Here is a 22,799-nt window from a genome sequence, read left to right as displayed (position 1 = left end):
GTCAGAAATGAAATTCCAAAAATTTGCGATTGTTCTGAGTTTGCTGTTGAGCACTGCCGCATTCGCAGCCGGAGAAGGTCATAGTCATGGCAATGCCCAACCAATGCATGGAGGTGTGGTTACTGAGGTGAAGGACATTGAATATGAATTTGTGGCAAGAGCCGATGCTTTGCAACTTTATCTGCGCGATCACGGTAAGCCTGTAAATATCACTAAAGCTTCAGCCAAAGTCACGATGCTTTCAGGTGGTGAAAAGCAAGAGGTTGAACTAAAACCAACGGGCGACAAACTTGAAGCCGTTGGAAAATTCAATACGCTTGTCGGAACAAAGATAGTTGTGCAAGTCATCAACACTTCCAAAGTGGCAACAGTGCGATTCACGCTCAAATAATCTGTCAAAAAATCATGTGCAAAGGTTACTTTCTACTTGCTTGTTTGTATTTCCCCAATTGGCCAATGAAGTTATTCAAAACTCCCAACGCGGTTGAAAGGCGATGATGCTCATTCCAGCCAATGCCACTGCAACACCAGCCACATCCCAGATTGATGGGCGAACGCCATCAACAAGCCAGAGCCAGACTATGGCAACACTGATGTAGACCCCACCGTAGGCAGCATAAACACGCCCAGAGGTGGCGTCATGCAAAGTCAGTAGCCAAGCGAACAAAGCTAAGCTAATCGATGCGGGTATGAGAAGCCAAATGGATCCTCCCTGCCGTAGCCAGAACCAAGGTAGGTAGCAGCCAACAATTTCAGCTACGGCCGTAGCGAAATAGAGAAATAGTGTTTTCATATTTGAGCTTTTAAAAAAGATAACCCAGCTTTGGAAGTTTAAATTTGAAGTCGTTCCTAGAACGATACCCAATTCCAAAGCACAACCGCCGTCACCGCCCAAACTGAAACAACAAACACAATTCCCCAACGGCTAGTTGGCTTGGCTTGCTTCTCCTGCATCCAGTCATCTGCCTGTTGTTGACACACAATCAAGATGTCCATCGGCAACAGCTTCACCGTTAACCAGATAAGTGCTGGCAACAAGATCACATCATCAAGATAACCCAGCACAGGAATAAAGTCTGGAATGAGGTCGATAGGACTCAGTGCGTACGCCACCACAAACATACCCAAAAACTTTATCAATTTAGGCGTGCGGGGATGTTTTTCAGCGAACCATAGGGTCACGCTGTCTCTTTTGATTTTCTTTGCCCAAACTCGAATGGCCTGTAGAAATCTCATTGCCGATACCTAAACTTAGAACCCAAAACCTGAGCCAGCACCTAGCAATGTAGCGATACCCAACACAGCGAAAACACCAGCAGCAATGGAGTGAATAAGTCGCATTGGAATTCTGTCAGCGAGCTTATCGCCCACGAAGACAGCAGGTACATCCGCAATCAACATACCAAGCGTAGTTCCAATTACAACCAACAGAGGTGTTGAATAGTGCGCTGCCATTGCCACTGTTGCGATTTGAGTTTTGTCGCCCATCTCAGCCAAAAAGAAGGTGATCAGTGTTGCGCCAAACACTCCAAAACGTTTTGCAACTTGTGTTTCATCTTCTTCGATCTCATCTGGAATCATTGTCCAAATTGCCATGCAAATGAATGAGGATCCAAGTACCCAACGTAATGTTTCTGGGTTAACTGTAGAGGTAATCCATGCACCAAGAGCACCTGCAAGACCATGGTTGATGATCGTCGCAATGAGAATGCCAGCAATGATTGGTATTGGTTTTTTGAACCTTGCCGCCAGAATGAACGCAAGGAGTTGGGTTTTGTCTCCGATTTCGGCGAGAGCAACAGCACCAGTAGAGACGAGAAGGGATTCCATAAAAGCTCCAAGGCTGGATCAAAGACAAATGACCACGACGCATCTCCAGCCTTATGGAGGCATCATGGTCAAAGGTCTTGCCAGGCTTTGGGCTGCTTACGCCATGACCGTATGGTCAAGTGTGTTGACGTAAGCCTCTTCAAAATGAGAGCGGCTATTCCCAGTGACGCTTATGATTTTAACATCCAAGTCATCAGAAGCGCTGAGTACCAATCAGGTAGCGGCGAACTGTTGTTGGCCATTCGTTGCTTTCTAATTTTGTAGATAGTCAGTGAGTGTGTCGATGGTGAATATCTGGATAGTGTGGGTGTTTGTGGATCACTTCGGTATGCACATGCCTGTGACTGTGAGGCTCCTGCCCATCCCACGCAAAGTTGTGGGTATGTTGATGATGAACATCATGCGTGTGACCGTGCTCATGGTCAAGTGATTCATGGTGATGCTCATGTTCGTGGTGCTCGGTGAGGTGAATCCAGACACCCACCGCCATCAGACAAGCCGCCAGCCAAAAAAGCCCACCCGTTGCCTCGTCCATCAGCACCACCGATATGGCTGCACCAATGAAGGGGGCCGTTGAAAAGTAAGCACCCGTTCGAGCTGTGCCTAAGCCACGTAACGCCAGAACAAACAAAACAAGGCTCAAGCCATAACCTATCAATCCTAGTGTCATGGTTGAGAAAACCACAAGAACGGCTGGTAACGACAGACCCAAGAGCAAGGCAAGTACGCAGTTGACGGTGCCTGCGATCAATCCTTTGATACCAGCAATGAACAAGGCATCCGAGGCAGACACTTTACGTGTTAGATTGTTGTCGATGGCCCAGCAAAGGCAAGCCAAGGCAATCAATACGGGGCCAAGCAAATTCGAGCTGGCATAAGCATCTGCTTGCCAAGACAGGGCGATGCCGCCAAGAACGATGGCCACCATACCAAGCACGATGCGTTTGTCTGCGCTTTCTCGAAACACTACCCATGCAATCACAGCAGTCAGCACAGCTTCTAAGTTAAGTAGCAAAGAGGCAGCCGAGCCAGTTGTATAGCCCAAGCCCAATAGAAGAGCGACAGGCCCCAGCACACCACCAAACAAGATAGCGCCTAAGAGCCAAGGCCATTCGGCAGCACCAAGGTTTGGAGACTGCCAGCCTCGGTCGCGAATGATTCGAAGTAGAGCTAGACCAATACCGCTACCAAGGTAAAGCAATCCAGCCAGCATCACTGGAGCATCGTCACTGACTAAGAGCTTTGCAAACGGTGTACTTGCTCCAAAGAGCGTCGCAGCGAGCAAAGCATAGAAAACATCATGATTCACTTTGGACAATTCCTTGTAGGGCTTTGATGAGTTAGAAGTAAATAATGACGAGAAGAAAAATTGCAATCTAGTTAATTGAGTGAAGGACAGATTGGCTACGCCAGTCTATCTTGGCCAGATCTATCACATTTTTAAACATTAGTCACGTGGTTTGACTCGGTGGTATGAATTGTCGGTCACGACGGATTGGCACGTGTGGTCGATTGGGACTGTAATGTTTAGCAGCCGTCCGCAAGATTGGCGAACTGGAGTTTTCGCATAAGTTCACCAATCAGTTCCTTATCAGTTCTCCATTGATTTCCTGAAATAGAGCCGTTGTCCCTCTACTAAATCAAAGGAGTAAATATGCGGTCTGCAACACCTGCCCGAACCGGGCGCACTTCCCCTCTCGGCACACCAGGTCAAGATGCTCTGCCTGCCGAGCGAATGGTCTTCACCGAGGCTGATTTGGCTTCTCGTTGGGGCATGAGTCCAAAGACTCTGCAGCGCTGGCGAACCGAAGGTCGTGGTCCTCACTATCTAAAGCTCGGCAAGCGCGTGACCTACACCGTTAACGCGATTGAGGCGTACGAGAACTTCGTGCAACACATCTCAACTTCACAACGTGTCGCAAGCTGAGGAGCCAAACATGAACCACCTCCAACTCCACCAGGCCGCTTTGCCTGACCTCTCGGCCAACCAAATCAGCCGACTCCCCAAAGACCAACTGGCTCAGTTTAGCCATGCGGTGCAAGAACTCCATGACTGGACCATCCAGATGCGTGGTCGTATTAACCGTGGTCTTGAACAACGCTACGACGAACAAATCCGACAAGCCAATAACTTTGGTGAGGAGGAGTCAGCACGTTTCCGTATTGACGACGGTGACTTGCAGATTGATGTCTCGCAAGCAAAAGAGATCGTCTGGGATCAGGAACACCTCACCCAAATCGCCGACCGCATGGTCGCAGCCGGGGACCGCGTGCAGGACTTCATGGAAGTTCACTTGTCAGTTTCCGAGGAGGACTATGCCAAGTGGCATCCATTGCTTCGTGCTGCTTTCCAGCCCGCGCGCCAAGAGCTTGTCACCGAGCCTCAATTCAAGATTCGTTGGGTCGGCGAAGTCCAGCTCTGAATCAACCCCCTCATTCACACATTCATTGGATTTACATATGTACCCAGAACAACACACCCATAGCGCTCCCAGCAGCTGGAGCGATTTCAACGACGCCGAAGCCCAACAAAGTGGCTTTGACCTGATTCCCAAAGGTACCCAAGCCGTGGTGCGTATGACCATCAAGCCTGGTGGTTACGACGAACCTGAGCGCGGATGGACTGGCGGCTACGCAACTGCTTCACATGAAACGGGAGCCGTTTTCCTGTCGTGTGAGTTTGTTGTGCTGCATGGTCAATTTGCCAAACGCAAGATCTGGAGCAATGTTGGCTTGCACTCCAACAAAGGACCCACATGGGGACAAATGGGGCGCAGCTTTATCAAGGCGGTGCTCAACAGCTCGCGCAACATTCACCCGGATGACAACTCACCCGAGGCGGCGCATGCGCGACAAATCCGAGGCTTTGCAGATCTCGATGGCGTGGAGTTCCCCGCACGCATCGGTGTTGAAAAAGACGGCAAGGGTGAGCTGCGCAACATCATCCGCATGGTGATTGAGCCTGACCATAAAGACTATGCCGATCTGATCTTGGCCAAGGCGCAAGCAGCAGGGCATGGTGGATCAAATGGTGGTGCACCCGCTGCGGCTGTCCCCGTGTCACACGTGCCGCCTGCTAACTTGCCTCCATCGAACTACCCACCCACGGGGTACTCCACCCAAACGCGAGTACCCAGCACACAGGGACGTCCTTCATGGGCTCAGTAAGTCAAGTCGAGACACATGGTGAGCAAACGCGCAGTCATGAAGTGTTGGGTGTGTTCACGGCAGGCCAGAGGCTTCGGTCATGCAGACATTCGATTCAAGGTGGGACGTGCAGCACGCTACCCCGTCGACTGGGTGTTTTGTTCGCAGCGTTGCCAGCGGTGTTTTCACAAACTCTACGAAGCTGGTGTGCGTTTGCTCAACCGTGGCGATGCGCGCACCTCAGTGAAGGAGGGCAATGTGATTGATCCTTCCGAAGCTGAGATGGCCGCCATGCATCGTTGCCTAAAACCCTTGGGCGAGGCAGCGAACGAAGTGGGCATGGACCGCGCGCTGAGTACTTACTCACAGGAGGAGGCTTTGCTTCTGATCAACGCGGTTGTCACCACCTATGTCGAAGCGATGGTGCAAGCGCATGAGGCAAGCAAGTACCCGCCTTTGCGAATGCTTGGCCAAGAGTCCTACGGCTAGACACGCAACCCAAACGCAGCACTAGCTGCTGCGCTTTATCCAATTTTAAAAACCTGATGCTGACCGTGCCAACGGTCAGCAGGGAGAGCTTTTGCCATGACAAATCAAATACCCCGAAACACAAACGCCAGTCCGAACTTTGAAACCATGCTCTCGTCTGAGCAAGCGGCAGTCGCATTCAATCTGCCGTTTTACTTTTTCCGAAATCCCTACAAGCGCAAGAAGCTGCAAATCCCGCATTACTACATCAACAAGCTCGTGCGCTATCGCTTGAATGAGTTACGGGTGTGGCATGCGCAACTCGGTGAACTGTTGGCGGCGCAAGCAAAGGAAGCACAAGACCAACTTGCGTCTGAGTCATCTCGCCAATCTCAAGGAAGCGAGGCTGCACATGCTTGATTTCAACGACCCCGCCCAAGAGGCGTTTCGCAAAACGATTCCACCTAAAACGGATATCTCGCGCGAAAAAGATGACATCCGACAAGCCTTGCTTGAACGCCTGAGCACTCTCATCGCTGAGATTTGGCCAGCAGGCAAACGCCGTAACACCAAGTACTTGGTGGGCGATGTGATGGGCGGCCCAGGTGACAGTTTGGAGTTGCTGCTCTCAGGCCCCAAAGCAGGACTGTGGACTGACCGCGCAACAGGTGAGGGTGGTGACATCTTCGATCTGATTGCACGTCACTACCAGCTCAACATACAGACCCATTTCCCGGATGTGCTCAAACGTGCCAAGGATTTACTGGGTCGAGTGGACTCACTGCCGCAACGCCCCCCAAGTAAAGACAAGGCCAAAACGCCTGCAGTCGATGAACTTGGGCCCGCTACTGCCAAGTGGGACTACCAAGATGCATCAGGCAAGCTGATTGCGGTGGTCTACCGCTATGACCCTGAACCCGGCAAGAAAGAGTTTCGTCCATGGGATGTGAAACGTCGCAAGATGGCCCCCCCTGACCCGCGTCCCTTGTTCAACCAACCCGGAATCTCGTACGCCGAGCGAATCGTTCTGGTCGAGGGTGAGAAGTGCGCTCAAGCGCTCATTGAGTTGGGCGTGTGCGCCACGACTGCCATGCACGGTGCTAATGCGCCCGTGGATAAAACTGACTGGACACCACTTGCTGGCAAGCATGTGCTCATCTGGCCTGACCGCGACAAGCCTGGTTGGGACTATGCGGACCGTGCGTCACAAGCCATCCTGCTTGCGGGGGCACTCAGCTGCGCGATTCTCCAGCCCCCAGAGGAAAAACCTGAAGGCTGGGATGTGGCCGATGCGCGCGTAGAAGGATTCGATGTCGCTGGTTTTATCGCGGCAGGCGACCGCATGCCCGTTGTGCGTCAAGCCGACGAGAACATGGCAACAGACATTGTGGATGGATTGGACTACACCACAGAAGATGGCTTGGCCATGGCGTTTACGCGTCAGTTTGGTGAGGACTGGCGGTTTTGTTCACCATGGGGCAAATGGTTGGTGTGGAATGGCGTGCGCTGGAACATCGACAAGTCGCTCTACGTGCATCACCTGAGTCGAACGGTTTGTCGTGCCGCGTCCTACAAAGCAGACACGCCAAGACTCAAGTCCCGCTTGGCTGGATCGAGCACCATGTCTGCGATTGAACGCATCGTTCGCACCGACCCACGTCACAGTGCGACCGTTGAGGAGTGGGATGCCGATCCTTGGTTGCTCAATACGCCTGGTGGAATCATTGACCTCAGGCGTGGCGGAATGGGGCCGCACAGGCGCGATCGACGCATGACCAAGGTCACCACAGCCACACCCAAAGGCGAGAGCCCCGTGTGGGCTAATTTCCTTGAGAACGTGACGGGAGGCGACAAAGAGTTGCAGCTGTACTTGCAACGCGTGGTGGGCTACTGCCTCACGGGCGATATCAGCACGCACGCGTTGTTCTTCTTGTATGGCACAGGGGCAAACGGCAAGTCCGTGTTCGTCAACGTCATCTCAACCATCTTGGGTGATTACGCGGCTAACGCTCCCATGGACACGTTCATGGAAACACGCTCAGATCGTCACCCAACAGACCTTGCGGGCTTGCGTGGCGCACGCTTCGTCTCGGCCACAGAAACCGAGCAGGGCAGGCGTTGGAACGAATCCAAGATCAAAGCCATCACAGGTGGTGACTTGGTGACGGCTCGACTGATGCACCAAGACTTCTTCACCTACCCACCTCAGTTCAAGCTCTTGATTGCGGGCAATCACAAGCCTGCCATTCGCAACATCGATGAGGCGATGCGTCGTCGCATGCATTTGATCCCTTTCACGATCACGGTGCCTCCTGAGAAACGTGACCCCTTGCTCACGGAGAAGTTGCTCTCTGAGCGTGACGGCATCTTGGCTTGGGCGCTACAGGGTTGTTTGCTCTGGCAGCAGATCGGGCTCAAGCAACCTCTCTCGGTGACCAGTGCCACGGATGAATATTTCGAGGGCGAAGACGCCATGGGGCGTTGGATGGATGAGCGCTGCAAGCTTGGAGCCAATGACAAAGCGCTGACGGTGACTCTCTTCAACGATTGGAAGCAATGGGCCGAGATGAGCGGTGAGTTCGTGGGCACACAACGCCGATTTTCTGATGCCCTCATCACGCGACGTTTCGACAAGTGGCGCAACTCCATGGGCGTTCGGGGCTTTGCGGGTATCGACATCAAACAGCCCACCAATTTCCCTAATCGCAGCTACCCCTACAACGATAATTAGGAGATAAAAATGAAACTAAGGAATTCAAAAACAGGTACTTTGACACTTACGACACTACTTAACAGTAGTTCTCTACGCGTACGTACATACGCGCATAAAGAGAAGGAATGTTTTAAAACGTCAAATGCGTCATTCGACGCATTTGCCCTTCCATCGGCACATGGATATTTCACGGTTGGAGGTGTTCAATGAACATTCCCCAACCGCACTATCCATCGCCCCTTGGGCGCATGCAAGCCAACCCCATGGATGTTGAAGCCACTAAGCGCCAAGGATGGCAAGAGCAACACATCTTGGTCATCTCTGAGCAAGACACACGCCTGAACTTTTTGGAGCGCCAACTCATTCGCAGCATTGGTGAGCGGCTCTACGGCCAATCACACCATGCCTCACCAAACTCACCCAAGAGAGGCCAGCATGGATGAGGTGTGGACGATTGATGTTGTGGCTGAGCGTTTCACAGAAGCTGCACGCACTGCGAGGCGACTGCCTCGAGTGACTGTGCAAGGCTACGTGAGCACTTGGCCAGTGGTCGTGCAAAGTGAACTCGAGGCATATCCCGATCGCGAGAAGCTTTATCGATTGCCGCCACCTAGTCCTAAGGATGTGGACCTGATGCTTGAGGTCATGCAGTGGGTGCAAGTCTTGGAGTTGGATGAGCGGCACTTGGTGTGGATGCGCGCCAAGCGATACGACTGGCGAGAGATCGGTAAGCGCTTTGGCTGCGACCGCACCACAGCGTGGAGACGTTGGAAGCGCGACATTCAAGTCGTGACCGACAAGCTCAACGCCAAAGCAAAACCATCTGCGAACCGTTTGTGAGGGTTCTAGCGTGATTTGAAGTGAGTAAGCGGCGCAGTTAAAGGGGGAGAGGAAATGCGCGGTTTATGAGCCCAAATCACGCTGCAACATTTCGGCGTTTTGAAGCTACATTTCTGTCTATGGTCGCGGCAGTTGTGAGTCAAGTGAACCCACACAGTGACCGTAAGTGGCTAAGTGCGAAAGAGTAAGTGACTCGTAGCGCGTGACCTCACGAATCCATGCGCCATCTCAGGCACAAAACGCTCAACCACTGGCGTCAATCAAGCCAAGTTACCCCCAACCTCCTGAATTCACGGGTCCTTCCTGGCGATAAACCTATGCGGGGGGCAAAGGCGCGAGATTTCGCTACCGACAGCCCTAAATTCGGGGTACGCAGTACGCACCGGGTACGCACCCAGTGCCCATCTCAAATGATTTGAATGTCACCTAGCTTGACGTAGTGGTCGAGCTTATCGAGTGGCATGAACACAGTGTGCTCAGCATCTTTCTGGACTTCGAGTTGGCCGTCCTTGGCGGGGCCTGTGACCTCGTAAGTCCCTGCGACTAGTGGTGCAAAGCCTGCATCGCTTCCATCTTTATTTTTCTGACGGGCTAAGACCCCGTTTATGACTTTGATTCGCACTGCAGCTTTTCGTTGTTGTTTGCGAAATTTTACCCAAGGCCCCTATGACACCCGAGATTCGAATGATCGCGGTCGATACGCTCATCCCGTACGCCCGCAATGCCCGCACCCACAACGATGCGCAGGTCGCACAAATCGCAGCATCCATTGCCGAGTACGGCTGGACCAACCCCATCCTCACAGACGGTGAGCGGGGCGTCATTGCAGGCCATGGTCGATTAATGGCTGCCAGAAAGCTTGGCCTTAACGAGGTGCCAGTCATCGAGCTGGCTCACCTGACCCCTGAGCAAAAGAAGGCGTACATCTTGGCCGACAACCGCATTGCGGAAAACGCAGGCTGGGACCAAGAGCTCTTGAAGCTCGAGCTGGCTGAGTTGCAAGCTGCCGACTATGACTTGTCTCTCATGGGCTTTACGGATGACGAGATTGACGACTTGCTCAATCCGCAAGATGAAGGCGGTGGTTTAACCGAGGATGATGCAATCCCAGAACCACCAGTAGATCCTGTTTCCAGACCTGGGGACTTGTGGATTCTCGGCAACCACCGCCTCCTTTGTGGTGACTCCACGGTGCTCTCAGATGTTGAGCGTCTCATGGATGGCCAACTCGCAGACATGGCCTTCACGGACCCGCCCTACAACGTGGACTACGGCAATAGCGCCAAAGACAAGATGCGCGGTAAAGACCGTCGCATCCTGAACGATGCACTGGGCGATGGGTTCTACAAGTTCTTGTACGACGCATGCCTGAACTTGCTCATCATGACCAAGGGTGCGTGCTACGTGTGCATGAGCTCTTCAGAGCTCCACACCTTGCAGAAAGCTTGGCTCGATGCGGGTGGTAAGTGGTCGACCTTTGTGATTTGGGCGAAGAACTCGTTCACGTTAGGACGTGCTGACTATCAGCGCCAATACGAGCCCATCCTCTACGGGTGGAAGCAAGGCTCGGATCACTTTTGGTGTGGTGACCGTGACCAGGCTGACGTTTGGTTTTACAACAAGCCCCGCGTCAATGACCTGCATCCCACGATGAAGCCCGTGGAGCTGGTTGAGCGCGCAGTGAAGAACTCATCCAAGAGCCGAGACATCGTGCTCGATTTGTTCGGCGGCTCTGGCACCACAGCCATTGCTTGTGAAAAAACCAACCGACACGCCCGACTCATGGAGTTGGATCCCAAGTTCGTGGATGTGATCGTCAAGCGTTGGGAGGACTTCACTGGCAAGAAGGCGGTCCTTCACCGTGCAGATACGGTAGAGCTTGATACGCCTCAAGTTCTTGACGAAAACCCTTGAGCGAGTTGACATAAAGCCGTGTCAGAATCTCGACCGTTCATCAAAAGGAGAAAAAATTGAATAAGACTGAATTGATCGAGGCGTTGGCCCACGAAACTGAAATGTCAAAGGCCGCTGCTGGTCGTGCAATCGATGCATTGCTTGAAATCATCACCAAGTCTGTTGCCAAGAAGCAAGATGTCCAGTTGATTGGCTTTGGTACTTTCAAAGCCAGCAAGCGTGCTGCACGTACAGGTCGCAACCCACGTACTGGCGAGACATTGAAGATCGCTGCAGCCAATGTGCCTAAGTTCACACCTGGTGCAGCTTTCAAAGCAGCATTGAACAAGAAGAAGTAATCACTTCTCTTGTGCATCGCACAAGGCGGCAAAGGTTCAGGCCTAGCCGCCTTTTCTTTTATCCCAAGCGCGCCACATAGCGCGCATAGTCCCCGCCCTCGGGGTTGACGTAGAGGAAGGGGCGACCTGGTGCTTTGATCTCAACGCACAAGAATCCGTCGCCTGTGCCCCCTCCTTTTCCTGCAAGCCAATCGCGTGACCTGAGGAGCGTTCTGCCAAAGCTGTCGAATTCATCCGCAGTCATCTCGCGCGTTTCGATTACGAGCACCTTGTAGTTACCGTAGCCGCCAACTTCTTCGAGGCTGCAAGGCTTTCGCGCAAAAGGCAGCTCAACGCTGAGTTCCTCAACTTCAATTTGCTTGCCGCCGAAGTTCAAGGTGCGGGGTATGCGCTCAATCGTGATGGTCATCGTGCTCATGCTGTTACTCCTTCGCTGCTGATGCGATAGGTGCGCTCTTGGCCCGTTGCTTTGTCTGAAGTGATGGTGAGGCCAAGTTTCTTTTTCAGGGCCCCGGCCATCGCGCCGCGCACCGTGTGTGCTTGCCAGCCTGTGGCTTCAATCAGTTGATTCAAGGTTGCGCCGTCAGAGCGCTTGAGCAACTCAATCATTTGGGCTTGCTTGCTGTTTTCTCTTGTGCGTGGTGTTTTGGGATTTGCTGGCGCGGTGTTTGTATCTGCTGCTGGCGCGTTGATTGCCCCCTTGCGTGGCACACCGAGCGCGTCGTAGCCCTCGGCTGCAATCAACCAGTCGCTGGCGCTCTTGGTGATGAGTGCGCGGTTGAACAAGCCGTCGAGCACTTTTTGGCGCGCTCCGCCTTTGATGTTCTCGGGGAACCATTCAATCTTGCCTGCTGTGTGTTGGTGGGCGTGGGCAAGGATGGCTTGCTGGGTGGCTGTGAGTTGTGTGGTCATTTCTTTCATTCCTTTTCCAAATCTTTATCAGTGAGGTGCGTGATGAACGCTTCTATTTCCGATCGAGTCAAGCGAGTTGTGAATCTCTTGCTTGAACTCCTTGTGCTCTTTAAGCCTTCTTTGTCGTCTCCTTCAAAGCAGCCTGAACCCCTGCCTCAAACGCAGCCTTCAGAGCCGACTCAATCGCCCAAACCGAAACGTCGTGAAAGTCCAAAGAGTCGCGGTTCTGTGTCTGCAGGGTCTCAACAAAAAAGTGCTTCAAAGCGATCTGCTCCAAAAGCAAAGAGGGCGCGGTGATCGCGTTGGCTGTGGTGTGGTGGTTCATCAATCGCTCCAAAAAAATTAATCAAATGCGTTAGCGCATGTACGTATGAACGCTCTGTTCGTGAACAAGATCAAGTTCTTCTTTGAGTCAGACTGAATCACTTGGACATGAGTGCGCTTTAGTACGCTTTTTCGCGCGCACGCACTCACAGGACCTCATTCATGAGCCAAAACATGTCCATGCGCGCTTATGCCCGCTACCGTGGAATTTCCGAAGGCGCTGTGCGCAAAGCCATCAACTCAGGGCGCATCACGGCCAATGCCGATGGCTCCATTGATGTGGACCGGGCTAACGATGAGTGGCGGCGCAACACCGATGCTTCTCAACAGCGCGGCGAACAACGCCCTGTACCCAACGAGGCGATTGCCAGCGTTCGTGAGGCGTTAGGGGATTCATCTGGGGCACAAGCGCCTGCAGTGGGTGGCACCACCTTGCTGCAAGCCCGAACGGCCAATGAGGTGCTCAAAGCGCAAACCAACAAGGTGCGCTTAGCGCGCCTCAAGGGTGACTTAGTGGACCGATCCCAAGCGGTGGCCCATGTCTACAAATTAGCGCGCACACAGCGCGATGCGTGGCTGAACTGGCCCGCTCGTGTCTCTGCACAGCTAGCGTCTGACTTGAACGTCGATGCTCACCAAATGCACCAAGTCTTGGAGAAGGCGGTGCGAGAGCATTTGCTCGACTTAGGTGACATGGCGGTGCGAATCGATTGAGGAACACCAATGTGTTTGAACACTACGACGGAATTGATGCCATTGCTGAGGCGTGGCGCGAGGGACTCACCCCTGACCCATTACTGAGCGTTTCTGAATGGGCTGACCAATACCGCTTCTTGTCGGGTAAGTCAGCTTCTGAGCCTGGCCGCTGGCGCACGAGCCGCACGCCTTACCTCAAAGAGATCATGGATTGCCTCTCGCCCACCTCACCCGTGGAGCGAGTGGTCTTCATGAAGGGTGCTCAGGTGGGCGGTACCGAGTGCGGTAACAACTGGATTGGCTATGTGATTCACATGGCACCAGGTCCGATGATGGCCGTTGCCCCCACGGTGGAGATGGCCAAACGAAACTCCAAGCAGCGGATTGATCCGTTGATTGAAGAGAGCGAAACACTCTCGGCCCTCATCGCACCTGCGCGCGCACGTGACTCAGGCAACACCATCCTTGCCAAGGAGTTCCGAGGCGGGGTGTTGGTCCTCACAGGCGCTAACAGTGCGGTGGGTCTGCGTTCCATGCCTGTGCGTTACCTCTTCTTGGATGAGGTGGACGGTTACCCCGGTGACGTAGAAGGTGAGGGTGACGCCATCTCGCTGGCCGAAGCGCGTACCCGTACGTTTGCCCGGCGCAAGATTTTGATTGTGTCGACCCCGACCATCTCTGGTGCGTCACGCATCGAGCGGGAGTTTGAGCAATCCGACCAGCGCCACTTCATGGTGCCGTGCCCTCACTGTGGGCATGAGCAACGCTTGCAGTTTGAGCGGCTGATTTGGGAGAAAGGCCAACCTGACTCGGTGCGCTACCTCTGCACCGGATGCGAGGAGCCGATCTATGAACACGCCAAGACCCAGATGTTGGAGCTTGGGCGTTGGGTGGCAACGATTCCCGGTAACGGTCGCACGGCTGGTTTTCATCTGTCTAGTCTGTACAGCCCAGTGGGCTGGCGCAGTTGGGTGGAGATTGCACAGGCGTGGGAGCTGGCGCAAGGTTCGGCCACGGCGCTGAAAGCTTTTAAGAACACCGAGCTGGGTGAGACTTGGGTCGAGCAGGGCGAAACGCCTGAGTGGGAACGCTTGCTTGAGCGGCGTGAGTCCTACCGCATGGGCATTGTGCCCTATGGCGCGCTACTGCTTGCAGGCGGTATCGACATTCAAAAAGACCGCATCGAAGTCTCCATCTGGGGCTTCGGACGGGAGAAGCGCTCTTGGCTCATTGAGCACCGGGTGCTCGAAGGCGATACCGCCCGAGATGATGTTTGGCTGCGTTTGGGGCTCATGCTGCAAGAGAGCTGGACGCACATCAGCGGTGTGCCGATGCGTTTGGTGCGCATGGGACTTGATACCGGCTATGCAACCCAAGAGGCTTATGCCTTTGTGCGTCGCCAGCACGACCCACGCTTGTTGCCTATGAAAGGCGTTGCGCGCGGAGCCGCGTTGGTTGGCTTGCCCACTGCTGTGGACATGACCACCAACGGCAGACGTCTGCGCCGAGGCCTGCGTGTCTATGCGGTGGTGGGTGGCATTGCCAAGCTGGAGTTCTTCAACAACCTGCGCAAAACGATTGAGGTCACCGAAGACGGCGAGATCGTGTTCCCCAACGGGTACGTCCATCTGCCGAAAGTCGATGCCGAGTACGTCCAGCAGCTGTGTTCAGAACAACTGGTCACGCGGCGTGACCGCAATGGCTTCTCGTTTCGCGAGTGGCAAAAAGTGCGCGAACGCAACGAGGCCTTGGACTGCTACGTCTACGCGCGTGCTGCTGCCAGTCTGGCGGGCTTAGACCGTTTTGAGGAACGTCACTGGTTGGAGCTAGAGCGCCAACTGGGCATTCCGCTGAGTGCTGAGCCACCTGAGTTGCGTATGGATGGACTGTTCCCGGTGCGTCCAGGTTTTGAGACGCCTGAGTTCTTGCAAGGGATTCAGGGTGTGCGACCACCCAACGATGACATGGACTTTGTGGAAGCAGAGCCCAAGGTCGAAGTCCATGCCGATCAGGATGAAGAGGTGGATGAGCCTGTGGAGGATGTGCCATGGCGCAGCCCGTCTCCATTGCCCAGTGCCCCAATTCTTACAACTCTCCCAGCCACCCCCGTCGGTGGCTTTTTTATGAACAAAGTCCCCCAGCGCGGCAGGAGGGTCATTCGCAGTAACTGGATGAAGTGATGACGAGCTATACCGAACAACACCTTCAGGCTTTGCGAGAGGCCTTGGCCAGCGGCGAACATCGCGTGACCTACGACGGCAAGAGTGTCGAGTACAGAAGCGTGACCGATCTCAAGGCAGCCATTGCTGAAGTGGAGTCGCAGATTGCACGTGCCGCAGGTAAGCGCAAGTCTCGCCAGATCCGCATCACAACGTCTAAGGGGTTGTGATGAGTTGGATCAACACCATCAAGCGCCGGATGTTTGGCAACACTCCGGTCTATGACGGCACGGGGATGGGACGGCGCGCGCTGAAATGGAATCCGGGCAATCCGGGTGCTGTCTCAGCGCTGGCGCTCACCCAAGACCAGCTGCGCACCAAGAGCCGCGATCTTGTGCGTCGCAACGCTTGGGCCGCTGCAGGCATTGAAGCCTTTGTGGCCAACGCAATTGGCACGGGCATCAAGCCGCAAAGCATGATTCAAGACCAACCCCAGCGCGAGGCAGTGCATGCCCTGTGGTGGAGTTGGTGTGAGGATGCCGATGCGGCGGGACTTACTGACTTCTATGGCCTTCAAGGCTTGGCCACGCGCGCCATGCTCGAAGGTGGTGAGGCGTTTGTGCGCATGCGCTACCGAAGAGCAGAAGACAACCTGTCTGTGGCGTTCCAGCTCCAAGTGCTCGAAGCAGAGCACTTGCCCATCAGCCTGAATCAAGACTTGCCCAACGGCAATGTGATTCGAGCGGGCATTGAGTTCGACCTCTTGGGCCGACGCGTGGCGTATCACCTGTACCGCGCGCATCCCAATGACGGAATGCTGGCGCCTATGTCAGGGACGGGTAGTCTTGATTTGGTCCGGGTGGATGCGACTGAAATTGTGCATCTGTACCGACCACTTCGACCGGGTCAGATTCGGGGTGAGCCTTGGCTTGCCAGAGCGTTGGTCAAGCTCAATGAGCTGGACCAGTACGACGACGCTGAGCTGGTGCGCAAGAAGACGGCTGCCATGTTTGCGGGTTTCATCACCCGCATGGCCCCTGAGGACAACCTCATGGGCGAGGGTGATGCCGATGAGAGCGGTGTGGCCTTGGCAGGCATGGAGCCTGGAACATTGCAGATCTTGGAGCCAGGTGAGGACATCAAGTTCTCTGCACCTGCGGATGTGGGTTCGAGCTATGCCGAGTTCATGCGTCAGCAGTTCAGAGCGGTGGCCGCAGCCATGGGCATCACGTTTGAGATGCTCACGGGTGACTTGACCCAAGTGAACTACTCATCCATCCGGGCTGGACTGTTGGAGTTTCGGCGTCGCTGTGAGACCTTGCAGCACGGCGTGATCGTGCATCAGTTGTGTCGCCCGATATGGCGCGCATGGATGCAGCAAGCCGTGCTCGAGGGCAAGCTTGATTTGCCCAACTACCGCATCAAAGCGCGCGAGTACCAAGCGGCCAAGTGGATCCCGCAGGGCTGGCAATGGGTAGATCCCGAGAAAGAGTTCAAGGCCATGCAGTTGGCCATTCGCTCTGGCTTGATGAGTCGCTCAGAAGCAATTTCGTCCTACGGCTACGACGCGGAATCCATTGATCGGGAGATCGCCGCAGACAACGCACGCGCCGATTCGCTGGGCTTGGTGCTTGACACCGACCCACGCTTGGTCGCACGCAACGGAGCTACCAACCAAGTCGCTCCCACCCATCCACCAGATGTGCCTGATGCGCCGCTGGTGGACCAAGAAACCTAGACACGGTTCTTTTCATCTCATAACTCAGAGGTCCTATGACAAATCTTCCGACGATGCCGTATCTGGCTTCGCGGGTTTTTGGCACGCCTTTGCTCATTCATCCCCGCAAGCTTGAGGTCATCCTCTCGGTGGTGGGGCCACGAATGGGCATGGTCGTTCCAGAAGCCTCTGCGCAGCTGGCGCAAATCTCTCCTCCTGAGCGTGTGATGCGCACAGACCTTCAAGTACCCAACATCGCAGTCATCAGCATCCTAGGGACGCTGGTGCGACGCACGGGGGCCATGGATGCAGCTTCTGGCCTGACCAGTTATGCCTCCATCAGCGCGCAAATCAATGCGGCGATCAACGATCCCAATGTGGACGCTGTGCTGCTTGATATTGACTCGCCTGGTGGTGAGGCGGGCGGGGCGTTCGATCTGGCCGACGAAATCGTGAGTGCGCGAAGCACCAAGCCCATCTGGGCGGTGGCCAATGACGATGCGTTCTCTGCCGCGTACGCGATTGCCTGCAGTGCTGAGCGCATTTATCTGACGCGCACAGGTGGTGTGGGCTCCATTGGTGTGATTGCTCTGCACGTAGACCAAACGCAGCGCGATGCGCTTGATGGCTACCGATACACGGCCATCTACGCAGGGGACCGCAAAAACGATCTCTCGCCGCACTTGCCACTCTCCAACGAAGCGTCCACGGCGCTGCAAACGGAAGTGGATCGGCTCTACGAGATGTTTGTCTCAACGGTGGCAACCAACCGAGGGTTGGATGCACAGGCTGTGCGAGACACACAAGCAGGACTCTTCTACGCGGGTGACGCGATTGAGGCTGGGTTTGCTGATGCCATTGGCACGGCAGACGACGCCTTGCGCGCGCTGGCGGTTGAAGTCCAACAACGCAAATCTGCCATCGCGCGATCGTTTGGATCGGGGCGCGAGATGGAAGTCTCACTTCCCGATCCAGTTCTTTCTAAGGAGAAATTGATGTCTCAAGCATCACCGCAGTCATCCGGACCGCCTGCAGTCACTGAATCGACAGAAGCTGTCGCCACCACTTCCACCGGTGTGGTTCCTGAGGATACGAATCCACAAGAGTCTCATCAAGAAACTGAATCACCTGCTGGCGCTGATGCTCCAAAGGGTGAAGCCACTGAAGTGGTTCAGCCTGCAGTTGCCGCCGCATCTGCAGCGGCTGCCAGTCATGACATCCGTAAAGCCAGTGCCAACGTGCTGGCCGTTGCCGAGATGTGCTTGTTGGCTGGTAAGTCAGACATGACGTTTTCTGCGCTGGAGCGTGGCTTGAGTGTGGAGCAGGTTCGCAATGAGTTGTTGGCCGCCAAAGCGTCCGATAGCCCCGAGATCAGCTCTCGCATTTTGCCGCAAGCCGGTACCCAAACGACGACCAAGCCTGAGCAAAGCCCTGTGGTGATCGCTGCACAGCAGCGTGCCCAAAAACTTGCAGCCAATCGTCCTTCTTACAAATCCAACTAGGAGTTTTAAATGTCGGTTCTCACCAATGAGTTGACCTTGGGCGATTTGCTCAAGTATGAGGAAGAGTCCCTCTATTCCCGCGACCAAGTCACAGTCGCTGCAGGCCAGAACTTGCGCATCGGCACGGTCCTCGGACGCGTTGATGCCAACGGCAAGGTCAAAGCGCTCGACCCCGCTGCCACCGATGGCACGCAAATCGCCACGGCTGTTTTGTTGCAGTCCGTGGATGCCACCACAGGCGACAAGTCCAGCGGCATCGCTGTGACCCGTCAGTCCATCGTCGCGCACCACGCACTCGTGTGGCCCGCAGCCATCACCGCCGAAGAAAAAGCGACTGCCACTGCGCAGCTCGAAGCTGTCGGCATTCTCGTTCGTCAAGGAGCCTAAGCAATGAACAATCCTTTCCAGTCCCCCGCGTTCTCGATGACCGCACTGACCGCCGCAATCAACATCTTGCCCAACCAGTTTGGCAAGATTGAACAGATCAACCTCATGCCTGCCAAGCCTGTGCGTTTTCGCCAAATTGCCATTGAAGAGCGTGATGGTGTGTTGAACCTTCTGCCCACATTGCCTGTGGGTGCCCCCGGCACGGTGGGCCAGCGTGGTCGTCGCAAGTTGCGCTCGTTCATGATTCCTCACATCCCACACGACGATGTGGTGTTACCCGAGGAAATCCAAGGCCTGCGCGCTTTTGGTTCTGAAACAGACACCGAGACAGTAGCTAATGTAATGACCGATCACTTGCAGTCCATGCGCAACAAGCATGCGATCACTTTGGAGCACTTACGCATGGGTGCTTTGAAGGGCGTTATCTTGGATGCAGATGGCTCCGTGCTGTATGACCTGTTTGAAGAGTTCCAGATCACGCCTGCCGTGTTCAATTTCGAACTCAGTAAGAAGGACACAGACGTCAAGAAAAAGTGCCTGGACCTGAAGCGCTACTTTGAGCTCAACCTCAAAGGCGAGTACATGACCAATGTGCGCGTGCTGGTGTCCTCGGACTTTTTCGATGCGCTCACCAGTCACCCCAATGTGATCCGTGCTTATCAGCTCACCCAAGAAAGCGCCATGTTGCGCACGGACCAACGCTCTGGTTTCACCTTTGCAGGTGTGACATTTGAAGAGTACTTGGGCCAAGCGACTGACATGTCGGGCAATCTGCGCCGCTTCATTGAACCCGGCCAAGGTCAGGCGTTCCCAGAAGGTACGCTCGATACGTTTGCCACGTACTTCGCGCCTGCTGACTTCAACGAGACGGTTAACACTTTGGGCCAACCGCTCTACGCCAAGCAAGAGCCTCGTGACTTTGGTCGCGGTACGGACTTGCACACGCAGAGTAACCCGTTGCCCATGTGCCATCGCCCGAGCTTGTTGGTCAAAGTCGTCGCTAGCTGAGGGGCTAGTTGATGAGTCGAGATCCTTTCGTTCAGCTCATCTCTCGGTTGTTTCTTCGCTTGGGAACTCCCGCTGTGTACATCACACAAGCGGGGGTTTCTCTCGATGTGCGGGTGATCGCCAAAGCGCCTGATGCGGTTCAAGACTTCGGTCAAACCCATCTGGTGGTCGATACCCAGCGCTTTGAGTTGATGGCGTCCGAGGTCAAACAGCCAAGAGATGGCGATCGATTGGTGTTGGGTGGGACGCGTTATGTCCTCCATGGGGAGCCGCTCATTGACCGTGAGCGGCTCGTCTGGACGGTGAGTGCATCTATCTGGCCGGAGGATTGAGTGTGTCGTCAAGACTTATTGCTGCGCTGAGTGGCAATCTTCAAGAACTCATGGCCGCTGAACTCAAGGCTGCCAGACATGCGGTGACCACTGGTGTGCGTGATGCCACCGATGGTCTCAAAGGTGAGCTGCGCAGTCAGATCACTGGGGCTGGTCTAGGCGCGCGTCTTGCCAATACCTGGCGAGGTGAGGTGTATCCCAAGGGGCGCGAGAGTCTGGGAGCAGCAGGCTTGGTTTACAGCCGAGCGCCTGTTGTTGTGGCGGCCCATGACGAGGGCGCACTAATTCGTTCGAAGAACGGGTTTTGGCTCTCCATTCCATTGCCAGCCGCAGGAACAGGCCCACGCGGCAAGCGCATCACACCGGGGCTTTGGGAGCGCATGCGCGGCCAGAGACTTCGATTCGTCTACCGAGCGGGTAAGCCGTCACTCTTGGTGGAGGACAACCAACGTGCAAGAGCAGGCAAGCGGGGCGGTTTCACAACCGCTTCTGCTTCGGCGCAGCAGTCCGGTAAGGGGCTGGTGAGTGTGCCGATCTTCTTGCTGGTGCCTCAGGCTCAGCTCAAGAAGAAGTTCGATATCAATTCAGCCGTTCAACGCTGGGAATCCCAGCTCATACAAAACGTCATCTCCAACTGGCCCGATGAATGAGGGCAGGAGCTGATTTACCGGAGCAGGCCATTGGCCTGTTTTTTTATGTCCAAGCGTGAAGAAGCCGTCGGGGCTTTGTTTCAGTTGTTGGGGCAGTTGCCCCTTGGTGGCAATGCTCCTAAGCGCAACAGCGCGCTGCCCGAGCGCATGACAGAGCACTCCATGGTGGTGCTGCGTGATGGCGACATGAATGAAGTTGAGGTGATGCTCTCGCCGCTGACTTATCAGTGGGAGCACTCAGCCAATTTGGAGGTGTACGTGAGTCACCCCGATGGCGCGGAGCGAGACGCGCGCATGGATGCGTTGCTCAAGCAGTTCTCGTTGCTTGTCAGGGCAGACCGGACTTTGGGTGGCGTTGTGGAGTTCATTGAAATCCATCCCCCGAAGTTCGAAGAAGTCGCACCCGATGGCGCTGTGGGCATCAAGGCCTGCACCTTGGATGTGGTGATGCATTACGCAAGCAGCGATCCGCTGGCTTGAATCTTTTTGAAACTGGAGAAAAACTATGGCCCGTGCCTATGGCGCAAATGCCAGCTTGCTGGCTGCATTCGAACCTTCCTACGGAACGCACCCCAGCGGCACGACCGAGTACTGGAAGCTCCCCTTTGTGTCCACCTCGTTGGGGTCTGAGCAAGGCCTTATTGCCAATGACCTGATTGGATTGGGTCGAGACCCCAGCGCACCCATTCGGGATGTGATCAAGGTCGAGGGCGACATGGTGGTCCCCATCGACTTGCGCAACTTTGGCTTGTGGCTCAAGGCATTGTTGGGCGCTCCTGTTTCTACAGGCGATGTGGATCATCAGCACACCTTTGGCTCTGGTCAGCCTGTTTTGCCAAGCCTCGCGCTTGAGACTGGTCTGCCTGATATCCCCGCGTACTTTGAGTCTTCGGGTGTGATGGTCAACTCCGTTCAGGTCAAGTTCGCGCGCTCAGGTGCAGCGGATGCGACCTTGGGGTTAATCGCGCAAGGTGAAGTCAAGCAACTGGTGTCAGTGGATGCAACACCGCAGGCGCTCGGAATCACCCGCTTTAACCAGTTCCAAGGTTCGATCAAAAAGAACGGACAGGCGCTTGGCAACGTGGTGGCGGCGCAGCTCACCTATTCAAATAACCTAGCCCGCATCGAGACCATCCGTTCTGACGGAAAAATCGAAGGGGCTGATCCAACGGTTGCCAGTCTGACCGGAAACCTTGAGGTTCGGTTTGCCGACACAGACCTCATCGATGCGGCGACCAACAACGCACCGCTTGAGTTGACGTTCAGCTACGTCATTGATGCCACGAAGAGTTTGACCTTCATCGCGCATGAGGTGTACCTACCAAAGCCCAAGCTTTCCATTTCCGGGCCTGGTGGCATTCAGGCCACCTTCAACTGGCAAGCCGCCAAGAACACCGCCGCAGGTCGGATGTTCACGGTCATTCTTCACAACGACGTGGCCAGCTATTGAGCCACTCCAAGAGATTCATTCCCATGCTCAAACTCAACTTAAAACGTGAGCCGTATTGGCTCGACTTGAACCATGGCGTGCGCGTCAAGGTCAAACCCGCCACCACAGCGCTGGTCATGGCTGCGCGCCATGCGGCGTCTGTCATCGATGGCAAAGACCATGCTGCAGCGGGTCAACGCACCGCAACGCTGATCACCGAACTTGCCAAGCTGGCGGTGCTGGCTTGGGAAGGTGTGGGTGACGAAAAGGGCAAGGCCACACCAGTGACCCCAGAGGGCATTGAAGCCTTGATGGAGCTGTGGCCTGTGGCCGACGCTTTCGAGCGTGAGTATCTGGCGGCGCTTTATTTGCTGGATGCAGAAAAAAACGTCTGAAGGCTCGCACCGAATGGCACTTCGGTGGCGGGCCCACG

31 protein-coding genes and 1 riboswitch are annotated in these 22,799 nt (G+C 54.9%); of the genes, 23 read left to right on the top strand and 8 right to left on the bottom strand.

What is annotated here, in order from left to right; genetic code table 11:
* The first annotated feature begins 7 nt into the window (after positions 1-7).
* The gene (locus LINBF2_RS08565) at positions 8-391 is read left to right on the top strand and encodes a hypothetical protein (RefSeq protein ID WP_104801832.1); all 384 of its coding nucleotides are present in this window, start codon (positions 8-10) and stop codon (positions 389-391) included.
* Between the two features lie 75 nt (positions 392-466).
* Here the strand turns inward: LINBF2_RS08565 and LINBF2_RS08560 are convergent, their stop codons facing one another.
* From LINBF2_RS08560 to LINBF2_RS08545, 4 genes are all read right to left on the bottom strand, one after another.
* Positions 467-793, bottom strand: a complete 327-nt coding sequence (locus LINBF2_RS08560; RefSeq protein ID WP_281891312.1) for a YnfA family protein — start codon at positions 791-793, stop codon at positions 467-469.
* A 56-nt stretch (positions 794-849) separates the two neighbouring features.
* Entirely contained in the window at positions 850-1,236 is a 387-nt protein-coding gene (locus LINBF2_RS08555) for a YkvA family protein (RefSeq protein ID WP_281888217.1), read from the bottom strand.
* A 15-nt stretch (positions 1,237-1,251) separates the two neighbouring features.
* Positions 1,252-1,830, bottom strand: coding sequence for a TMEM165/GDT1 family protein (locus LINBF2_RS08550; RefSeq protein ID WP_281888215.1), 579 nt, complete (start codon positions 1,828-1,830; stop codon positions 1,252-1,254).
* A gap of 3 nt (positions 1,831-1,833) precedes the next feature.
* A riboswitch (yybP-ykoY riboswitch) is annotated at positions 1,834-2,004 on the bottom strand.
* 94 nt (positions 2,005-2,098) lie between these two features.
* Positions 2,099-3,139: a DMT family transporter gene (locus LINBF2_RS08545; RefSeq protein WP_281891311.1), complete on the bottom strand. Its 1,041-nt coding sequence runs from the start codon at positions 3,137-3,139 to the stop codon at positions 2,099-2,101.
* 345 nt (positions 3,140-3,484) lie between these two features.
* On the opposite strand from LINBF2_RS08545, the gene LINBF2_RS08540 reads away from it, so the two are divergent.
* The 8 genes from LINBF2_RS08540 to LINBF2_RS08505 all read left to right on the top strand — a co-directional run bounded on the left by LINBF2_RS08540 (position 3,485) and on the right by LINBF2_RS08505 (position 8,998).
* Positions 3,485-3,757: a helix-turn-helix domain-containing protein gene (locus LINBF2_RS08540; RefSeq protein ID WP_348773705.1), complete on the top strand. Its 273-nt coding sequence runs from the start codon at positions 3,485-3,487 to the stop codon at positions 3,755-3,757.
* Positions 3,758-3,767: 10 nt separating this feature from the next.
* The gene (locus LINBF2_RS08535; RefSeq protein ID WP_281888214.1) at positions 3,768-4,253 is read left to right on the top strand and encodes a hypothetical protein; all 486 of its coding nucleotides are present in this window, start codon (positions 3,768-3,770) and stop codon (positions 4,251-4,253) included.
* Between the two features lie 37 nt (positions 4,254-4,290).
* Positions 4,291-4,998: a hypothetical protein gene (locus tag LINBF2_RS08530; protein ID WP_281888212.1), complete on the top strand. Its 708-nt coding sequence runs from the start codon at positions 4,291-4,293 to the stop codon at positions 4,996-4,998.
* Between the two features lie 15 nt (positions 4,999-5,013).
* Positions 5,014-5,466, top strand: coding sequence for a DUF6511 domain-containing protein (locus tag LINBF2_RS08525; RefSeq protein ID WP_281888211.1), 453 nt, complete (start codon positions 5,014-5,016; stop codon positions 5,464-5,466).
* Positions 5,467-5,562: 96 nt separating this feature from the next.
* On the top strand, positions 5,563-5,865 hold the full coding sequence (locus LINBF2_RS08520; RefSeq protein ID WP_281888209.1) for a hypothetical protein: 303 nt from the start codon (positions 5,563-5,565) through the stop codon (positions 5,863-5,865).
* Positions 5,858-8,176, top strand: a complete 2,319-nt coding sequence (locus tag LINBF2_RS08515) for a phage/plasmid primase, P4 family (RefSeq protein WP_281888208.1) — start codon at positions 5,858-5,860, stop codon at positions 8,174-8,176. Before LINBF2_RS08520 ends, LINBF2_RS08515 begins: the two co-directional genes overlap by 8 nt.
* Before the next feature lie 188 nt (positions 8,177-8,364).
* Entirely contained in the window at positions 8,365-8,601 is a 237-nt protein-coding gene (locus LINBF2_RS08510; RefSeq protein WP_100146969.1) for a hypothetical protein, read from the top strand.
* Positions 8,594-8,998 carry a DUF6362 family protein gene (locus tag LINBF2_RS08505; RefSeq protein ID WP_281891310.1) on the top strand — a complete coding sequence of 135 codons (405 nt, stop codon included), beginning with the start codon at positions 8,594-8,596 and terminating at the stop codon, positions 8,996-8,998. The genes LINBF2_RS08510 and LINBF2_RS08505 overlap by 8 nt, the downstream gene beginning before the upstream one ends.
* A 406-nt stretch (positions 8,999-9,404) precedes the next feature.
* On the opposite strand, the gene LINBF2_RS08500 is transcribed toward LINBF2_RS08505, so the two are convergent.
* On the bottom strand, positions 9,405-9,620 hold the full coding sequence (locus tag LINBF2_RS08500; protein WP_281888206.1) for a hypothetical protein: 216 nt from the start codon (positions 9,618-9,620) through the stop codon (positions 9,405-9,407).
* 44 nt (positions 9,621-9,664) lie between these two features.
* Between LINBF2_RS08500 and LINBF2_RS08495 the strand changes: the two genes are divergently transcribed.
* Both LINBF2_RS08495 and LINBF2_RS08490 read left to right on the top strand, forming a co-directional pair.
* Positions 9,665-10,912, top strand: a complete 1,248-nt coding sequence (locus tag LINBF2_RS08495; RefSeq protein ID WP_281888204.1) for a site-specific DNA-methyltransferase — start codon at positions 9,665-9,667, stop codon at positions 10,910-10,912.
* A 26-nt stretch (positions 10,913-10,938) separates the two neighbouring features.
* Positions 10,939-11,250: an HU family DNA-binding protein gene (locus LINBF2_RS08490; protein WP_281891309.1), complete on the top strand. Its 312-nt coding sequence runs from the start codon at positions 10,939-10,941 to the stop codon at positions 11,248-11,250.
* A gap of 58 nt (positions 11,251-11,308) precedes the next feature.
* Here LINBF2_RS08490 and LINBF2_RS08485 read toward each other — a convergent pair whose 3' ends face one another.
* The 3 genes from LINBF2_RS08485 to LINBF2_RS08475 form a co-directional block, all read right to left on the bottom strand.
* A complete protein-coding gene (locus tag LINBF2_RS08485; protein WP_281888202.1) occupies positions 11,309-11,668 on the bottom strand; it encodes a hypothetical protein in 360 nt (119 codons plus the stop codon).
* Complete coding sequence (locus LINBF2_RS08480) at positions 11,665-12,162, bottom strand: DUF3489 domain-containing protein (protein ID WP_281888201.1); 498 nt, start codon at positions 12,160-12,162, stop codon at positions 11,665-11,667. Before LINBF2_RS08480 ends, LINBF2_RS08485 begins: the two co-directional genes overlap by 4 nt.
* A 109-nt stretch (positions 12,163-12,271) precedes the next feature.
* Positions 12,272-12,487, bottom strand: a complete 216-nt coding sequence (locus LINBF2_RS08475; protein ID WP_281888199.1) for a hypothetical protein — start codon at positions 12,485-12,487, stop codon at positions 12,272-12,274.
* A gap of 161 nt (positions 12,488-12,648) precedes the next feature.
* On the opposite strand from LINBF2_RS08475, the gene LINBF2_RS08470 reads away from it, so the two are divergent.
* The 12 genes from LINBF2_RS08470 (at position 12,649) to LINBF2_RS08415 (ending at position 22,761) form a co-directional block, all read left to right on the top strand.
* A complete protein-coding gene (locus LINBF2_RS08470) occupies positions 12,649-13,200 on the top strand; it encodes an elements of external origin (RefSeq protein ID WP_281888198.1) in 552 nt (183 codons plus the stop codon).
* 11 nt (positions 13,201-13,211) lie between these two features.
* Positions 13,212-15,362: a phage terminase large subunit family protein gene (locus tag LINBF2_RS08465; protein WP_281888196.1), complete on the top strand. Its 2,151-nt coding sequence runs from the start codon at positions 13,212-13,214 to the stop codon at positions 15,360-15,362.
* The gene (gpW, locus tag LINBF2_RS08460; RefSeq protein WP_281888194.1) at positions 15,362-15,571 is read left to right on the top strand and encodes a gpW family head-tail joining protein; all 210 of its coding nucleotides are present in this window, start codon (positions 15,362-15,364) and stop codon (positions 15,569-15,571) included. The genes LINBF2_RS08465 and gpW overlap by 1 nt, the downstream gene beginning before the upstream one ends.
* Positions 15,571-17,079, top strand: a complete 1,509-nt coding sequence (locus tag LINBF2_RS08455; RefSeq protein ID WP_281888192.1) for a phage portal protein — start codon at positions 15,571-15,573, stop codon at positions 17,077-17,079. The genes gpW and LINBF2_RS08455 overlap by 1 nt, the downstream gene beginning before the upstream one ends.
* A 35-nt stretch (positions 17,080-17,114) precedes the next feature.
* Entirely contained in the window at positions 17,115-18,560 is a 1,446-nt protein-coding gene (locus LINBF2_RS08450) for a S49 family peptidase (protein ID WP_281888190.1), read from the top strand.
* 9 nt (positions 18,561-18,569) lie between these two features.
* The gene (locus LINBF2_RS08445; protein WP_281888188.1) at positions 18,570-18,947 is read left to right on the top strand and encodes a head decoration protein; all 378 of its coding nucleotides are present in this window, start codon (positions 18,570-18,572) and stop codon (positions 18,945-18,947) included.
* 3 nt (positions 18,948-18,950) lie between these two features.
* The gene (locus LINBF2_RS08440) at positions 18,951-19,955 is read left to right on the top strand and encodes a major capsid protein (RefSeq protein ID WP_281888186.1); all 1,005 of its coding nucleotides are present in this window, start codon (positions 18,951-18,953) and stop codon (positions 19,953-19,955) included.
* Between the two features lie 74 nt (positions 19,956-20,029).
* Positions 20,030-20,287 (top strand): hypothetical protein, encoded by a 258-nt coding sequence (locus tag LINBF2_RS08435; RefSeq protein WP_281888184.1) that lies wholly within the window; start codon positions 20,030-20,032, stop codon positions 20,285-20,287.
* A gap of 2 nt (positions 20,288-20,289) precedes the next feature.
* Positions 20,290-20,937, top strand: a complete 648-nt coding sequence (locus LINBF2_RS08430; RefSeq protein WP_281888182.1) for a DUF6441 family protein — start codon at positions 20,290-20,292, stop codon at positions 20,935-20,937.
* 45 nt (positions 20,938-20,982) lie between these two features.
* Positions 20,983-21,417, top strand: coding sequence for a hypothetical protein (locus LINBF2_RS08425; protein ID WP_281888180.1), 435 nt, complete (start codon positions 20,983-20,985; stop codon positions 21,415-21,417).
* Between the two features lie 25 nt (positions 21,418-21,442).
* Positions 21,443-22,387 carry a phage tail tube protein gene (locus tag LINBF2_RS08420; RefSeq protein WP_108360333.1) on the top strand — a complete coding sequence of 315 codons (945 nt, stop codon included), beginning with the start codon at positions 21,443-21,445 and terminating at the stop codon, positions 22,385-22,387.
* A gap of 23 nt (positions 22,388-22,410) precedes the next feature.
* Complete coding sequence (locus LINBF2_RS08415; RefSeq protein ID WP_100146950.1) at positions 22,411-22,761, top strand: hypothetical protein; 351 nt, start codon at positions 22,411-22,413, stop codon at positions 22,759-22,761.
* The last annotated feature ends 38 nt before the right edge of the window (positions 22,762-22,799 follow it).

The sequence above is a fragment of the Limnohabitans sp. TEGF004 genome (assembly GCF_027924965.1).
Taxonomy (GTDB): domain Bacteria; phylum Pseudomonadota; class Gammaproteobacteria; order Burkholderiales; family Burkholderiaceae_C; genus Limnohabitans.
The sequence above is the reverse complement of the archived record's forward strand: the minus strand, read 5'-3'. Positions and strand labels throughout refer to the sequence as shown.

Excerpts from the sequence above, each read along its gene's own strand:
- LINBF2_RS08565 (WP_104801832.1), top strand. The coding sequence starts at position 8 with ATGAAATTCCAAAAATTTGCGATTGTTCTGAGTTTGCTGTTGAGCACT.
- LINBF2_RS08560 (WP_281891312.1), bottom strand. The coding sequence starts at position 793 with ATGAAAACACTATTTCTCTATTTCGCTACGGCCGTAGCTGAAATTGTT.
- LINBF2_RS08555 (WP_281888217.1), bottom strand. The coding sequence starts at position 1,236 with ATGAGATTTCTACAGGCCATTCGAGTTTGGGCAAAGAAAATCAAAAGA.
- LINBF2_RS08550 (WP_281888215.1), bottom strand. The coding sequence starts at position 1,830 with ATGGAATCCCTTCTCGTCTCTACTGGTGCTGTTGCTCTCGCCGAAATC.
- LINBF2_RS08540 (WP_348773705.1), top strand. The coding sequence starts at position 3,485 with ATGCGGTCTGCAACACCTGCCCGAACCGGGCGCACTTCCCCTCTCGGC.
- LINBF2_RS08535 (WP_281888214.1), top strand. The coding sequence starts at position 3,768 with ATGAACCACCTCCAACTCCACCAGGCCGCTTTGCCTGACCTCTCGGCC.
- LINBF2_RS08530 (WP_281888212.1), top strand. The coding sequence starts at position 4,291 with ATGTACCCAGAACAACACACCCATAGCGCTCCCAGCAGCTGGAGCGAT.
- LINBF2_RS08525 (WP_281888211.1), top strand. The coding sequence starts at position 5,014 with ATGGTGAGCAAACGCGCAGTCATGAAGTGTTGGGTGTGTTCACGGCAG.
- LINBF2_RS08520 (WP_281888209.1), top strand. The coding sequence starts at position 5,563 with ATGACAAATCAAATACCCCGAAACACAAACGCCAGTCCGAACTTTGAA.
- LINBF2_RS08515 (WP_281888208.1), top strand. The coding sequence starts at position 5,858 with ATGCTTGATTTCAACGACCCCGCCCAAGAGGCGTTTCGCAAAACGATT.
- LINBF2_RS08510 (WP_100146969.1), top strand. The coding sequence starts at position 8,365 with ATGAACATTCCCCAACCGCACTATCCATCGCCCCTTGGGCGCATGCAA.
- LINBF2_RS08505 (WP_281891310.1), top strand. The coding sequence starts at position 8,594 with ATGGATGAGGTGTGGACGATTGATGTTGTGGCTGAGCGTTTCACAGAA.
- LINBF2_RS08495 (WP_281888204.1), top strand. The coding sequence starts at position 9,665 with ATGACACCCGAGATTCGAATGATCGCGGTCGATACGCTCATCCCGTAC.
- LINBF2_RS08485 (WP_281888202.1), bottom strand. The coding sequence starts at position 11,668 with ATGAGCACGATGACCATCACGATTGAGCGCATACCCCGCACCTTGAAC.
- LINBF2_RS08480 (WP_281888201.1), bottom strand. The coding sequence starts at position 12,162 with ATGACCACACAACTCACAGCCACCCAGCAAGCCATCCTTGCCCACGCC.
- LINBF2_RS08475 (WP_281888199.1), bottom strand. The coding sequence starts at position 12,487 with ATGAACCACCACACCACAGCCAACGCGATCACCGCGCCCTCTTTGCTT.
- LINBF2_RS08470 (WP_281888198.1), top strand. The coding sequence starts at position 12,649 with ATGAGCCAAAACATGTCCATGCGCGCTTATGCCCGCTACCGTGGAATT.
- gpW (WP_281888194.1), top strand. The coding sequence starts at position 15,362 with ATGACGAGCTATACCGAACAACACCTTCAGGCTTTGCGAGAGGCCTTG.
- LINBF2_RS08455 (WP_281888192.1), top strand. The coding sequence starts at position 15,571 with ATGAGTTGGATCAACACCATCAAGCGCCGGATGTTTGGCAACACTCCG.
- LINBF2_RS08450 (WP_281888190.1), top strand. The coding sequence starts at position 17,115 with ATGACAAATCTTCCGACGATGCCGTATCTGGCTTCGCGGGTTTTTGGC.
- LINBF2_RS08445 (WP_281888188.1), top strand. The coding sequence starts at position 18,570 with ATGTCGGTTCTCACCAATGAGTTGACCTTGGGCGATTTGCTCAAGTAT.
- LINBF2_RS08440 (WP_281888186.1), top strand. The coding sequence starts at position 18,951 with ATGAACAATCCTTTCCAGTCCCCCGCGTTCTCGATGACCGCACTGACC.
- LINBF2_RS08425 (WP_281888180.1), top strand. The coding sequence starts at position 20,983 with ATGTCCAAGCGTGAAGAAGCCGTCGGGGCTTTGTTTCAGTTGTTGGGG.
- LINBF2_RS08420 (WP_108360333.1), top strand. The coding sequence starts at position 21,443 with ATGGCCCGTGCCTATGGCGCAAATGCCAGCTTGCTGGCTGCATTCGAA.
- LINBF2_RS08415 (WP_100146950.1), top strand. The coding sequence starts at position 22,411 with ATGCTCAAACTCAACTTAAAACGTGAGCCGTATTGGCTCGACTTGAAC.